A 12,940-nucleotide genomic window follows, 5' to 3' on the forward strand; every position below is an offset into this window, starting at 1 on the left:
CCCTATCGCCGCGGCGGCGCGGGCGGCAAAAAGCACAAATGCCGCGCACCCTGCGCCCAGCGTAAGAGAATTTATTCGGCGCCGAAATAGGATTGGTAGGCGAGCAGCTCCTCGCGCCCGATCGCGAAAACGCCGTGCCCGCCGTCTTCGAACTCCGGCCACAGGAAGGGCACCTGCGGGAAGGCCTGCTCCAGCGCCTCCCAGCTGTTGCCCACCTCGCACACCAGCAGGCCGTTCGGCTGCAGGTAGTTGGCGGCCTCGCGCAGCAGGCGGCGGGTGAAGTCGAGGCCGTCCTCGCCGGAGCCCAGGGCAATTTCCGGTTCCGCCCGGTATTCCTCTGGCATTTCCGCCAGGTCGCGGGCATCCACATAGGGTGGGTTGCAGACGATCAACTCGTAGCTGCAGCCGGCGAGGCCGGCAAACAGGTCCGACTGCACCGCGCGCACCCGCTCGTTCAGCTGGTGGCGGTTGATATTGACCTGCGCCACCTCGAGTGCGCCCGGGTCGATATCGGCCAGGTCGACACGGGCCTCGGGAAAGGCCTCGGCGCAGGCGATGCCGATGCAGCCACTGCCGCAACAGAGATCCAGGATCGCCAGGGGCTCCGCCTTGAGCCAGGGCTCGAAACCTGCGCGGATGAGCTCGCCGATCGGCGAGCGCGGCACCAGCACCCGCTCGTCCACATAGAAGGTCATACCGCAGAAATGGGCTTCGTGGGTCAGGTAGGGCGCCGGCAAGCGCTCATCGACACGGCGCTCCAGCAGGGCCATCACCTCGCGCCGCTCCTCCATAGTCAGGCGCGCCTGCAGCACCTCCGGCTTACTCTCCAGGGGCAGGTGCAGACCGTGCATGACCAGCAGCAGCGCTTCGTCCCAGGCGTTGTCGGTGCCGTGGCCGAAGTACAGGTCGGCCTCGTTGAAACGGCTGGCGCCCCAGCGGATATAGTCCAGCAGGGTGCACAACTCGTGCAGGCTGGCCTCACGCCTCTCTATCATTGACTCTATCCTTCCTATTGATGCAATGGGTGTACGGGGATCTTTACTCAAAGATGACAAAAGCTTAGGGTAGCGCACCCGCCCCTCGGGCTGAGACGTTGGAACGAGCAGCATGAACGAACACTACGCGCGAATTATCGAATCAATCGGCGAGGATCCGCAACGCCCCGGGCTGGTGGACACGCCGGACCGGGCCGCCAAGGCCATGGCGTACCTGACCCGCGGCTACAAGCAGACCGTCGACGAAGTGGTCAACGGCGCCCTCTTCCCGTCCGATTGCAGCGAGATGGTGCTGGTCAGGGATATCGAGCTCTACTCGCTGTGTGAACACCACCTGCTGCCGTTTATCGGCAAGGCCCACGTGGCCTATATTCCCAATGGCAAGGTGGTGGGCCTGTCCAAGGTGGCGCGCATCGTCGATATGTTTGCACGGCGCCTGCAGATCCAGGAACAGCTGACGGTGGAAATCGCCGAGACGCTGCAGAATGTCACCGGTGCCGCCGGCGTGGGTGTCATTATCGAAGCCAAGCATATGTGTATGATGATGCGCGGCGTGGAGAAACAGAACTCGCTGATGAAGACCTCTGCCATGCTCGGCACCTTCCGCAGCAACCAGGCCACCCGCAACGAGTTCCTGTCCCTCATCCGCCAATAGCGGGTCAGCCGCACAGTCAAGCGGTATGTCGCGCGGCCCACGGTCGCGCAGAATTCACGGAGCAAATACACCATGCCCCACCTGGTTATCGAGTACGCCAAAAACCTGGAAGACAAGGTCTCCATCGCCGCACTGGTCAGCTCCGCCCAGGAGGCCATGAGCCGCTCCGGTCTCTTCGCCCCCCACACCATCAAGACCCGCGCCCTGGCCTACGAGCAGTTTATCGCCGGGGAAAAAGGCGGCAGTTTTATCCACGCGGAGATACGGTTGCTCGATGGGCGCAGCGACAGGGAGCGGGAGGCGCTCAGCTCGGCGGTGTTCAACTGCCTGTGCCAGTTTGCCGACGGGGTGCCGGCGGTAACGGTGGAGGTGCGGGAGATGGATTCCGGCTGCTATTCGAAGCGCCTGCCTTTTTAAGGCAGGCGCTCAGGGACTCGTCATACCGGCGCAGGCCGGTATCCAGCTTAGAGGCCCTGGGTTCCAGCCTGCGCCGGAACGACGAGACACCCCACCCGTTTCTATTCGTCCTCTCCGCGCAGAAAGGGCCCGAACCACTCGGCAATCCCTTCGGCGCCCTCCTCCATATGCAGGTGATGGCCGCCGGGCATCTCCTTCACTTCGATATTGGCGTGGCCATCCAGCACCGGGCGCAGCCGCTCGATCATATTCACGATACCCTTCCGCGCCAGCACCAGGCGCACCGGCATGGCGACTCTGTCGAGGAAAGCCTGCACCTGGGCGTTGTTCAGCTTGGCAGTGGAGGTGGCCATCAGGCGCGGATCATTGCTCCAGCAGACGCCGTCGCCGACCCTGACGGTACCGCGCTCGGTCAGCGCGCGGGCGGCGGCATCCGGTAGCGGGAACATGCCGTTCCGGCGCGCCTCTACCGCCTCCTCAAAGGAATTGAAATGGCGCGGCTTGCGCGCACCGTAGCGGGCGCGCTGGGCCACCGCCCTGGCAAGGATATCCGGCGCCTCAGCATCTTCCGCCGGCGGCGGCACCAGGCCGTCGATCAGCGCCAGCCGCTTGATGCGCCCGGGAAAGGTGCCGGCGGTGATCATCGCCGCCACGGCGCCTCTGGAATGCGCCACCAGCGAGAGATCGTGCCAACCCAATGCCTGCGCCACACCCAGCACATCCTCCACTTCCTCCCAGATGTTGTAGTTGGCATCGCGGGAGCGGTGGTAGCTGCGGCCGTGGCCGGCCATATCCACCGCGACCAGGTTCAATCCCCCAAGCAGCGGCGCCAGGCGATCGAAGCTGGCGCAGTTGTCCAGCCAGCCGTGCAGGGCCAGCACCGGTTCGCCGTCGGGATTGCCCCACTGGCGGGCGGCGATGGTCTTGCCGTCGAACTCAATATTTATTTCGCGAGGGGATTGGCCCATGGAGACAACATCCGGGAAAAACAGGCGAGTGATGTTGCAGCGATTGGCGGGGGCTTGCAATGACCCTATGAATCAGGGCCGGTGGTGAAGTCCGTAGCATGGGCAAAGAAGCGCAGCGACGTGCCCATCAACCTGCGGAGCGAAGAGAGCCCGGTTACGCCTTGTGCTGCAGCCACTCCAGCTCGGCACAGCCGTTGGCCCAGACTTCGGCACTGAGGCAGGCGAGGCTGGAGGTGCCCATCGGGTGCTGGCTGCCGCTGCCGCAGAGGCCGTTGACCAGGCTGCCGACCAGCGGCTGGTGACTGACCAGCAGCAGCGGCCACTCTCCGGGAACTGGCTCCATCTGTTGCAGCGCATCCAACACCGCCTGCGGGGGCGTATCGCCGATCAGTAACTGTTCAGTGGTGACCGGCAGGCCCAGCCGATCGGCGACTATCTGCGCCGTCTGCTGGGTGCGCACGAAGGGGCTGGCCCAGATGGCGCGCACCGCAGCGAGTTCGGCCGCGCGCATTTCACACACCCGGGCCACCTGCTCGCGGCCGCGATCGGTCAGCTGGCGCGCGGCATCGTCGCCCAGCATCGGTTCGGCTTCGCCGTGGCGCAGGATCAGCAGTTGCACATCGGGCCTCCCGGCATCGGCAGCGGGTTACTCTTTCTCGCTGCTCTCGTCCGCCTTGGCGTCCTCGGTGGACTTCTTCGCCGCAGGGGACTTCTTCGCAGTGGCGGACTTTTTGCTCGCCGCCTCTTTCTTAGGCGCAGCCGCTTTTTTCGGCGCCTCCTCTTCTGCCTCGGCACCAAGGATTATCGCTTCCTCGGCCTCGTCTTCGGCTTCGGAGACCACTTCTGCATCCACTTCCTCGGCGCTCTCGTAACCGGACAGATCCTCGACATCGGACTCAGGCCATTCGGCAAAGGGGAAGGGTTTTTCCTCGGTGTTGTAAATCAGGAACTGCAGCGTCTGATAAAAATAGGAGGCGATCTGGTCCCCCAGGCGGCGCAGGTTGTCATTGGCCCTGCCGGTAAAGATGGCAAACAGGAATTGCAACGCCACCACCGCCAGCATGACGAAGCCGGCGATTTCCAGCAGGAAGGCGAAAAGCACCATATACAGCAGGCGCATCCACTGGTTGCCGGAGGTCAGGTTGTGTTTCAGTTCTTCATTCTGCATAGGGAAAAGTCCGTCTGGGTTTGACCTCAAGGTTTGACCGAATAGGCCACATCAAAAGTTTGTGCGCCCGACATCAAATCGCGTATTACCTCCGGAATCGGCCGCTCCTCAAATAATATGGCGTGAATCGCGGAAACCAAGGGCATGTAGACGCCCATTTCGTCCGCTTTGTGCTTGATCAGCCGAACCGTGTTGACACCCTCGGCGACCTGACCGATTTCCGCGACAGCCTGTTCCAGCGGGCGCCCCTTGCCCACCAGGTAGCCGACGCGATAATTGCGGCTGAGGTCGGAGGAACAGGTCAATATCAGGTCGCCGACGCCGGCGAGGCCGATAAAGGTCATGGGGTCCGCGCCCATGGCCTCTGCAAAGCGCATCATCTCCGCCAGCGCGCGGGTGATCAGCAGGCTGATGGTATTCTGCCCGCGCTCCAGCGCCGCGGCCATGCCGGTGACGATGGCGTAGATATTTTTCAGTGCACCGGCCAGCTCCACGCCGAACACGTCCTTGCTGGAGTAGACGCGGAAAGTCTCCGAGTGCAGTACCTTCTGGATGTTGGAGCAGAGCGCCTCGTCCTCACTGGCGATCACCGTGGCGGTGTAATGGCCGGCGACTATCTCCTTGGCAAAGTTCGGTCCACTCAGCACGCCGACGCGCATGCCGCTGGTCTCCTCGCGCAGGATATCGCTCATCAGGTGGAAGCCGTCTTCCTCTATACCCTTGGTGGTGGAAATCAGCATGGTGTCCGGTGCCAGCAGCGGTGCCACCCGCTGCACCACCTCGCGGAAAGACTTACTCGGGATGGCGACAAAGACGATCCGGCAGCCGTCGATGGCCCGCTCCAGGTCGCTGGTGACATTGAGCTGCGGGTGCAGCGGCACGCCGGGCAGGTAGTAGTGATTCTCGCGCATCTTGCGACAGTCCGCCGCGCGCGCCTCGTCACGCATCCACTGGCGGGTGTCGTGGCCATTGCCCGCCACGATATTGGCAATCGCGGTGCCGAAACTGCCGCCACCCAGAATGGCGATGGAAAGGGGATTGGATGATTCCGTGTGTGTCGTCATATCCGGTACAGCTTTTTTTGAGTTTTGCGGATTATAGAGGGGCAGCAGTGGCGACCCAATGACGGTGGGAAAAAAATGTGAGATTCGGTCAGGGTGCGCGAAAATTGGGCAACAAGGTTGTTTTGAACTGCGCACACGCACTCGTCGTACCGGCGCAGGCCCGTATCCAGCTCGGAGGCACCTGGATTCCGGCCTGCGCCGGAATGACGAGAATGCAAGCAGGAGCGCCCCCTCCCGCATGCGGGAGAGGGCGCTGGGAGGAACTCAGCTATTGAGCTCCAGCAGCAGCGCATTCAGACGGCGCACATAGTCCGCCGGATCCGCCAGCTGGTTGCCGGCGGCCAGGTTGGCCTGGTCCATCAGGACATTGGTCAGGTCTGCGAAGCGATCCTCATCCGCCTCCTGGTCCAGGCGCTTGACCAGCGGGTGGGACGGGTTCAGCTCGAAGATCGGCTTGGCCTCTGGCAGGGACTGGCCGGCCTGCTCGAGGATCCGGCGCATCTGCGGACCCATATCCTGCTCGCTGACCACCAGACAGGCCGGGGAATCCACCAGGCGCGTGGTTGCGCGCACGTCCTCGACGCGCCCCTCCAGCACCTCCTTGATCCGCTCAACCAGCGCACCGGACTCCTTCTCCACCTTCTCGCGCTCGGCCTTGTCCTCGTCGGTCTCGGCCTCACCCAGATCCAGCGCGCCCTTGGCCACATCCTGGAACGGCTTGCCGTCGAACTCGTGCATATGGCCGACGAACCACTCGTCCACCTGGTCGGTCAACAGCAGCACCTCGATGCCCTTCTTGCGGAAGACTTCCAGATAGGGGCTGGACTTGGCGGTGGCGAAGTTGTCGGCGCAGACGTAGTAGATGTTCTTCTGGCCGTCTTTCATGCGGCCGACATAGTCCTCCAGGGACTGGTCCTGCTTCTCCGCATCGGTGTGGGTGGTGGCGAAGCGCAGCAGCTTGGCCACTTTTTCCTTGTTGGCAAAGTCCTCGGCCGGCCCCTCCTTGATAACGTTGCCGAACAGATCCCAGAACTTCTGGTACTCATCCGCGTCCTTCTTCGCCAGCTTGTCGAGCATGTCCAGCACGCGCTTGGTCAGTGCGCTCTTGATGGCGTCGGTGTTGCGGTCCTTCTGCAGGATTTCGCGGGACACGTTCAGCGGCAGGTCGTTGGAGTCCAGCACACCCTTGACGAAACGTAGGTAGAGCGGCAGGAACTGCTCGGCGTCATCCATGATAAAGGTGCGCTGCACATACAGTTTCAGGCCGCGGGCGGCGTCGCGCTGGTACAGGTCGAAAGGCGCGCGGGCGGGGATATACAGCAGGCTGGTGTAGTCCAGCTTGCCCTCGACGCGGTTGTGACTCCAGGTCAGCGGGTCGTCGAAATCGTGGGAGACCAGCTTGTAGAACTCCTTGTACTCCTCGGATTTCACCTCGGAGCGCGGGCGGGTCCACAGGGCCTGGGCGGCGTTGACGGCCTCGAACTCCGGCGCTTTCTCTACCTTCTCCTCGCCCTCGGCAGCAGGGGCCTCTTCACCGGCCGCAGGCGTTTCTTTCAGCATTTGAACCGGAATGGCGATATGGTCAGAGTATTTCTTGATGATGGATCTCAGACGCCAGCCGTCGGCGAACTCCTTCGCCTCCTCTTTCAGGTGCAGTACCACGCGGGTGCCACGACTCGGCCAGTCGACATTCTCCACCGAGTACTCGGCCTCGCCACTGCACTCCCAGTGCACACCCTGGTCGCTCTCCAGGCCGGCGCGGCGGGTGAAGACATCCACCTTGTCGGCGACGATAAAGGCGGAGTAGAAGCCGACACCAAACTGGCCGATCAGGTGCGCGTCCTTCTTCTGGTCGCCGGAGAGCTGCTGCATGAAGGCAGCGGTGCCGGAGCGGGCGATGGTACCCAGGTTCTCGATCACCTCGTCGCGGCTCATGCCGATGCCGTTATCGGTGATGGTGAGGGTGCCCTCCTCCTTGTCGAACTCGATGCGGATACGCAGCTCGGGGTCCTCAGCCAGCAGCTCCGGCTTGGACAGGGACTCGAAACGCAGCTTGTCGGCGGCGTCGGAGGCATTGGATACCAGCTCGCGCAGGAAGATCTCCTTGTTGGAGTAGAGCGAGTGGATCATCAGGTGCAGCAGTTGCTTGGCTTCTGTCTGGAAGCCGTGGCTCTCTTTGTGGGCCTCAACGGTCATGGATAGGTCTCCCCGTACATTTCATTCGGAACAGGGAGCCGATATAGGGGTGGATGGCGGGGTTTCAAGGGCTGGCCGCGAGCGACCGGCCCATAGGAGCATCGGAATTACTTGTTGGCCATGGCCGTGGAGAGGGTGCCGTTGCCGGTGATATCCATCACGAAGTTCGCAGTGAGGTCGGCGATAACGCGGGATTCGGCGTTCATCAGTATCGCTATGCCGATCTTCTGTTTCTCCGAGTAGGCCACCGCGGCGCGGAAGCCCGCCACCCAGCCGCCGTGGTAGATGATGCGGTCATCGCCGACGGTGTACAGGCGCCAGCCCAGGCCGTAGCCGGCGTGGGACAGGTAGTCGCGCCAGATGCGGTGGCGCATATGGCGCTTGGTCTCCACCCGTTCGGTGGTCATATCCTCGATCACCGCCGGTGACAGCACCTTGGGGTAGTAGCCCATCTGCGCCTTCAGCCACTGCCCCATGTCCGCAATGCTGGCGTTGACGCCGGCCGCCGGAGCGGCGAAGTAGTACTCCTTCTCCACCTTTACCGGGCGCCATCCGCGACCCGTCTGCACATGGGGCGCAGCGCGGTTGTTGGAGGCCATAAAGCTCTCCCAGCCGACGGAGGCGTTGTCCATCTTCAGCGGTACAAAGAACCGCTCTTTCAGCTGCCGCGCGTAGGAAACACCGGTGGCCTTGTAGATGACATCCTCGATCAGGCTGAAGAGCACATTCTGGTAGCCGTAGCACTTGCCCGGGGTACAGCGCGGGTCGATATTGGCGAACTTGGGCAGTATCTTGCTGAGCGGTTTGTTGTCTTCCAGGTAGTTGTCGTAGGCGTTGGGGGTCAGGCCGGAGGAGTGGCTGAGCAGGTGCTCCACTTCCAGCTGGCGGGACAGGGACGGGGTCTTGAAGCTGAGTTCCGGCACATAGCGCACCACCTTGTCCGCCCAACTGAACTTCTTCTCGTGCTCCAGCACCGTGGCCATACTGGCGGCGAAGGTCTTGGAGACAGACGCCAGGCGGAAGACGGTGTTGCGATCCACCTTGCCGCGCTTGCCCTTGATCCGCACGCCGTAGGTGTCCATCGCCACCACCTGGTCGCCGTTGACGATCACATAGGCGCCGCCGGGGATATTCTTCTGCTTCATCAACTGGCGGAAGTAGCGGTCGAATTCACTGGCACTGGCACCGATATCCGCCGCGCGCGCGTGCAGCCCCAGGCCGCAGAGCACCAGCGCCAGGTAGAGATGGAGAGCGCCTCGCAGGCGCAAACAGCTGAATTTGGTGAAAAGGGATCTTGGTCTCATGCCGTACTTCAAGCCGCCGCGGCAATGTTGTACTTGTATGTAAGACTAGCAGCCCGCGAAAAGATTCTCTTCTCGTCCGCCCGGTCAAATGCAACGCAGCATTGTAATCGCAAATCCGACCTGGCGCACAGTCGATCTGAGGGCAGGTTCAACATACGGCGGCATAATAGCGCTGTCATTGCGGGATCCCAATGAGCCGGCGGCAAACCTCAGGCATAAAAAAACCGCCCTGAGGCGGTTTTTCGACGGCGGGGAGTGCGCCGCACTCCCCTGCGCGAACGGCGACTTACAGCTTGTCGGCGTTCTCGCTCAGGTAAGCCGCTACACCTTCCGGAGAAGCGTTCATACCCTTGTCGCCTTCCTGCCAGCCGGCCGGGCAGACTTCGCCGTGCTCCTGGTGGAACGCCAGGGCGTCAACCATGCGCAGCATCTCGTCGACGTTGCGGCCCAGCGGCAGGTCGTTCACGACCTGGTGGCGTACCACGCCCTCTTCGTCGATCAGGAAAGAGCCGCGGAAAGCGACACCGGCGTCGGCTTCAACGTCGTAGGCCTGGCAGATTTCGTGCTTCACGTCCGCTACCAGGGTGTACTTGACCGGGCCGATACCGCCGTCGTTGACGGAGGTGTTGCGCCAGGCGTTGTGGGAGAACTGGGAATCGATGGAAACACCGATCACTTCCACGCCGCGCTTCTGGAATTCCGCGTAGCGGTGGTCAAAAGCGATCAGTTCGGACGGGCACACGAAGGTGAAGTCCAGCGGGTAGAAGAAAACGACCGCTTTCTTGCCCTTGATGGCCTCGGCCAGGTTGAAGGAATCGACGATCTCGCCGTTACCCAGTACCGCTGCCGCGGTGAAATCCGGAGCTGGTTTGCCTACCAGTACTGCCATGAGAACCTCCTCAATCCAATGATGGGTTAGTTATGAAGGGTGATGTGATCAATTTATATGCAAGCGCTATAAATTGAATAAGAATTGATAGTGGGCCGCTATGATACACACCCACTTATTGCAGTCCCATAAAATTTTTATATGGCATCGATAGAGACGCAGCTGCAGGCTCTTGACCCGCCCCGCAAACCTGGTCACTGGCGCCCCCGCGGTCACTGAAAACGCGACTAGAATGAGAATAGAGCGTCACAGAATCTTATTGACACTCATTCTCACTTGCAATACGATCAGCACACTTTCAGAAGTTGAGCGAATTTTGCGCCAGGGTCCCAGTAACGATGTACGTCTGTATCTGTAAAGGCATTACCGACCGCCAGATCAAGGAAGCCGTCTACGATGGCTCCACGTCGGTCAAGGCCCTGCGCCGCCACCTCGGCGTCTCCTCCCAGTGCGGCCGCTGCGCCGAGCTGACCCAGGAGATTATCGAAGAGACCATGGCCGGCGGTGTCGTCGCCGCGGCCAATAGCGGGCTTTTTTACTCCGCCGGCTGAAGGCTCTTCTCGCTAAAGGTCCCCGCTCGGGCATGCCGACCGCCAAAGGGCGATCGGCGCCATCCCCTCCCCTATTTTTTCGCCCACACTTTCCACGCATCCCTGAACTAAGCTGACGGCACCCGTGTAGCCGCTGCGTCAGTGAGTTCATGAAACAGTACCTAGTGCACCTGGGCGAAAGGCTGCGCTCCAGCTTCTGGAGCCTGCCGCTACTGATGATCCTCGCCGCCATCGCCCTGGCCAACCTGCTGCGCCTGGTCGATGCCTCCATTGATCCGGCGCGCCTGACCGGCCTCGACTGGTTGCGCCTGCGCGATCCCGACAGCGCCCGCGCCCTGCTCTCCACCATCGCCGGCTCCACCATCACCGTCGCCGGCACCGTGTTTTCCATTACCGTGGTTGCCCTGACCCTGGCCTCCAACCAGTTTGGCCCGCGCCTGGTACGCAACTTTATCCGCGATCGCGGCACCCAGGTTTCCCTGGGTATCTTCCTCTCCACCTTTGTCTACGCACTGGTGACCATGCGCAGCATCGACACCCTCGGCGAGCGCGCAAGCAACTATGACCTCGCCGTGCAGACGGCCCTGCTGCTGGCACTGATCAGTATCGGCTTTCTGATCTACTTTATTCACAACGTCGCCCAGTCCATCCAGGTGGACAATATCGCCCACCGCATCAACCGGGAATTTCACCGGGCCATAGAACGCGAGTACCCCCGCTCACCGGGGGACAACGGCGGTGACAAATTTGATAGCGAACGGCTGGAGCTGGGCTCAGGCTGGATCAATATCCCCGCCGGGCGCGGCGGCTATGTGCAGCTGGTCGACCGCGAGAAACTGGTCGCACTGGCGCGGGCGTTCGACTGCTGCCTGCAGATCCAGTGCCACGCCGGCAGCTACCTGCACCACTGGGGCACCATCGGGCGCATCTACCAGGCAAAAGACAGTGCCGATGAATTGATTCCACAGGTGCAGTCGGCGCTGCAGATCGGCTCCCTGCCCACTTCGGAGCAGGACATCGTCTACTCGGTGCGCCAGCTCTCGCAGATTGCCGTGCGCGCACTGTCGCCCGGTGTCAACGATCCCTATACCGCCTACTCCTGTATCGATCGATTGATCGAGGGCCTGGGCACGGTGCTGCAGCGTCCGCAGCCACCCAACTGTTTCAGCGATGCCGACGGGCGCTTGCGCCTGGTCAGCTGCGAACTGGAATTCACCCAGCTGCTCGATGCCGCCCTGGACGAGATCTGCGAACACGGTCGCAGCAATGGCGTCGTAATGCGCCACCTGCTCAACGCACTGTCCGATCTGGCCGATGTCTGCACGCGGAAAAACGATAAAAAGTCACTGCATGATTACCTGCAGCGCCTCGCAGAGGACAGCAGAATTTTTATTGAGAGCCGCAGCGATCTGCAAATTATCGGCGAGAAAATTTCAGCAGTTCAGAAGAAGCTGACGAGCTGATTTCGGTGAACTAAAACAGAATCATTTTCGTTTGGGTTTTCGGCCAAATTTGCGTTAAAAGCTATATTTTCCGTACTTTATGCAACGGACAAGCGCGCTTGACACACCCTTAACGGCGACGCAAACTCGCCTCCATTGCAGCTGTGACCCTACAATATTTCCAGGGCCATCGATCAGCGGCGAATACTAGCGACCAACAATTAGGAACTCTCTGCAGCCCTACCCGAGCTCGCAGGGCCACAGGAGCAAAAGCTATGAAAGGCGATCCCAAAGTCATCGAACATCTGAACAAGGTACTGGGCAACGAACTGGTGGCCATCAACCAGTATTTCCTGCACGCCCGCATGTACGACAACTGGGGCCTGAAAGAGCTGGGCAAAAAGGAATACCACGAGTCCATCGATGAAATGAAACACGCCGACTGGCTGATCGAGCGTATTCTTTTCCTCGAGGGCATTCCCAATTTGCAGCACCTGGGCAAACTGCTGATCGGTGAAGACACGGTGGAGATGCTCAAGTGCGACCTGAAAATTGAGCACAAGGCCATCCCCGACCTGCGCGACGCCATCGCCTACTGCGAATCGGTACGCGACTACGGCAGCCGCGAACTGCTGGAAAAAATCCTCGACTCCGAAGAGGAACACGTGGACTGGCTGGAGACCCAGCTGGAACTGATCGACAAGGTGGGTATCCAGAATTACCTGCAGTCGCAGATGGAAACTGCCTCGGAGTAAATACTCGTGCACTCGTCATACCGGCGCAGGCCGGTATCCAGTTTCGTGCCACCTGGATTCCGGCCTGCGCCGGAATGACGAAGATGCGCTGTAGCAGCCCCCCATAAAAAAAACCCGGGGAAATTGCCGCGTTTTTTTTATTCCGGGATCCGACGAAAATTACTCGCCGCCCTCACTCTCAGCAGCCGCCTCGTCGACCAGCGTCTTCAGCTCGCCGTTCTCGTACATCTCCATGATGATGTCGCAGCCGCCGACCAGCTCACCCTTTACCCACAGCTGCGGGAAGGTCGGCCAGTTGGCGTACTTGGGCAGTTCCGTGCGGATATCCGGATTGGACAGCACGTCCACATAGGCGAAACGCTTGCCGCAGGCCATCAACGCCTGGCTGGCGCGCATGGAAAAACCGCACTGGGGTGCGTTGGGGCTGCCTTTCATGTACAGCAGAATGGTGTTGTCGGAAATCTGCTGCTTGATGTTCTCCAGTGTATCCATAGGGATGACTAACCTCGGGTAGTGGAAGCGTTGGATGGTTAGGG

Annotated in this window: 14 protein-coding genes; 5 read left to right on the forward strand and 9 right to left on the reverse strand. The window is 61.2% G+C overall.

Annotated elements, in window-relative coordinates; translation table 11 throughout:
- Positions 1-71: 71 nt before the first annotated feature.
- Positions 72-995, reverse strand: coding sequence for a 50S ribosomal protein L3 N(5)-glutamine methyltransferase (gene prmB, locus IG627_RS11285; protein WP_193192468.1), 924 nt, complete (start codon positions 993-995; stop codon positions 72-74).
- A 112-nt stretch (positions 996-1,107) separates the two neighbouring features.
- Here prmB and folE point away from each other — a divergent pair, with 112 nt between their 5' ends.
- Together folE and IG627_RS11295 are read left to right on the forward strand one after the other, a co-directional pair.
- Positions 1,108-1,650: a GTP cyclohydrolase I FolE gene (gene folE, locus IG627_RS11290; RefSeq protein WP_193192469.1), complete on the forward strand. Its 543-nt coding sequence runs from the start codon at positions 1,108-1,110 to the stop codon at positions 1,648-1,650.
- Between the two features lie 72 nt (positions 1,651-1,722).
- Complete coding sequence (locus tag IG627_RS11295) at positions 1,723-2,067, forward strand: 5-carboxymethyl-2-hydroxymuconate Delta-isomerase (RefSeq protein ID WP_193192470.1); 345 nt, start codon at positions 1,723-1,725, stop codon at positions 2,065-2,067.
- A 101-nt stretch (positions 2,068-2,168) separates the two neighbouring features.
- Here IG627_RS11295 and IG627_RS11300 read toward each other — a convergent pair whose 3' ends face one another.
- The 7 genes from IG627_RS11300 to IG627_RS11330 all read right to left on the reverse strand — a co-directional run bounded on the left by IG627_RS11300 (position 2,169) and on the right by IG627_RS11330 (position 9,656).
- Positions 2,169-3,035, reverse strand: a complete 867-nt coding sequence (locus tag IG627_RS11300) for an alpha/beta fold hydrolase (protein ID WP_193192471.1) — start codon at positions 3,033-3,035, stop codon at positions 2,169-2,171.
- A 154-nt stretch (positions 3,036-3,189) separates the two neighbouring features.
- Positions 3,190-3,654, reverse strand: a complete 465-nt coding sequence (gene sixA, locus IG627_RS11305; protein WP_193192472.1) for a phosphohistidine phosphatase SixA — start codon at positions 3,652-3,654, stop codon at positions 3,190-3,192.
- Positions 3,655-3,681: 27 nt separating this feature from the next.
- Entirely contained in the window at positions 3,682-4,203 is a 522-nt protein-coding gene (locus IG627_RS11310; protein WP_193192473.1) for a DUF4389 domain-containing protein, read from the reverse strand.
- 26 nt (positions 4,204-4,229) lie between these two features.
- Positions 4,230-5,267, reverse strand: a complete 1,038-nt coding sequence (locus IG627_RS11315; protein ID WP_193192474.1) for an NAD(P)H-dependent glycerol-3-phosphate dehydrogenase — start codon at positions 5,265-5,267, stop codon at positions 4,230-4,232.
- Between the two features lie 264 nt (positions 5,268-5,531).
- Positions 5,532-7,463, reverse strand: a complete 1,932-nt coding sequence (htpG, locus tag IG627_RS11320; RefSeq protein WP_193192475.1) for a molecular chaperone HtpG — start codon at positions 7,461-7,463, stop codon at positions 5,532-5,534.
- Between the two features lie 107 nt (positions 7,464-7,570).
- A complete protein-coding gene (locus IG627_RS11325; RefSeq protein WP_193192476.1) occupies positions 7,571-8,767 on the reverse strand; it encodes a serine hydrolase domain-containing protein in 1,197 nt (398 codons plus the stop codon).
- A 286-nt stretch (positions 8,768-9,053) separates the two neighbouring features.
- On the reverse strand, positions 9,054-9,656 hold the full coding sequence (locus tag IG627_RS11330; protein WP_193192477.1) for a peroxiredoxin: 603 nt from the start codon (positions 9,654-9,656) through the stop codon (positions 9,054-9,056).
- A 338-nt stretch (positions 9,657-9,994) separates the two neighbouring features.
- Between IG627_RS11330 and IG627_RS11335 the strand changes: the two genes are divergently transcribed.
- The 3 genes from IG627_RS11335 to bfr all read left to right on the forward strand — a co-directional run bounded on the left by IG627_RS11335 (position 9,995) and on the right by bfr (position 12,404).
- Positions 9,995-10,207, forward strand: a complete 213-nt coding sequence (locus IG627_RS11335; RefSeq protein ID WP_193192478.1) for a bacterioferritin-associated ferredoxin — start codon at positions 9,995-9,997, stop codon at positions 10,205-10,207.
- A 149-nt stretch (positions 10,208-10,356) separates the two neighbouring features.
- Entirely contained in the window at positions 10,357-11,670 is a 1,314-nt protein-coding gene (locus tag IG627_RS11340; protein ID WP_193192479.1) for a DUF2254 domain-containing protein, read from the forward strand.
- A gap of 254 nt (positions 11,671-11,924) precedes the next feature.
- Positions 11,925-12,404: a bacterioferritin gene (bfr, locus tag IG627_RS11345; RefSeq protein ID WP_193192480.1), complete on the forward strand. Its 480-nt coding sequence runs from the start codon at positions 11,925-11,927 to the stop codon at positions 12,402-12,404.
- A 159-nt stretch (positions 12,405-12,563) separates the two neighbouring features.
- On the opposite strand, the gene grxD is transcribed toward bfr, so the two are convergent.
- Positions 12,564-12,896: a Grx4 family monothiol glutaredoxin gene (grxD, locus tag IG627_RS11350; protein ID WP_193192481.1), complete on the reverse strand. Its 333-nt coding sequence runs from the start codon at positions 12,894-12,896 to the stop codon at positions 12,564-12,566.
- Positions 12,897-12,940 lie beyond the last annotated feature (44 nt).

This window comes from Microbulbifer taiwanensis (assembly GCF_014904815.1).
Classification (GTDB): Bacteria; Pseudomonadota; Gammaproteobacteria; order Pseudomonadales; family Cellvibrionaceae; genus Microbulbifer; species Microbulbifer taiwanensis.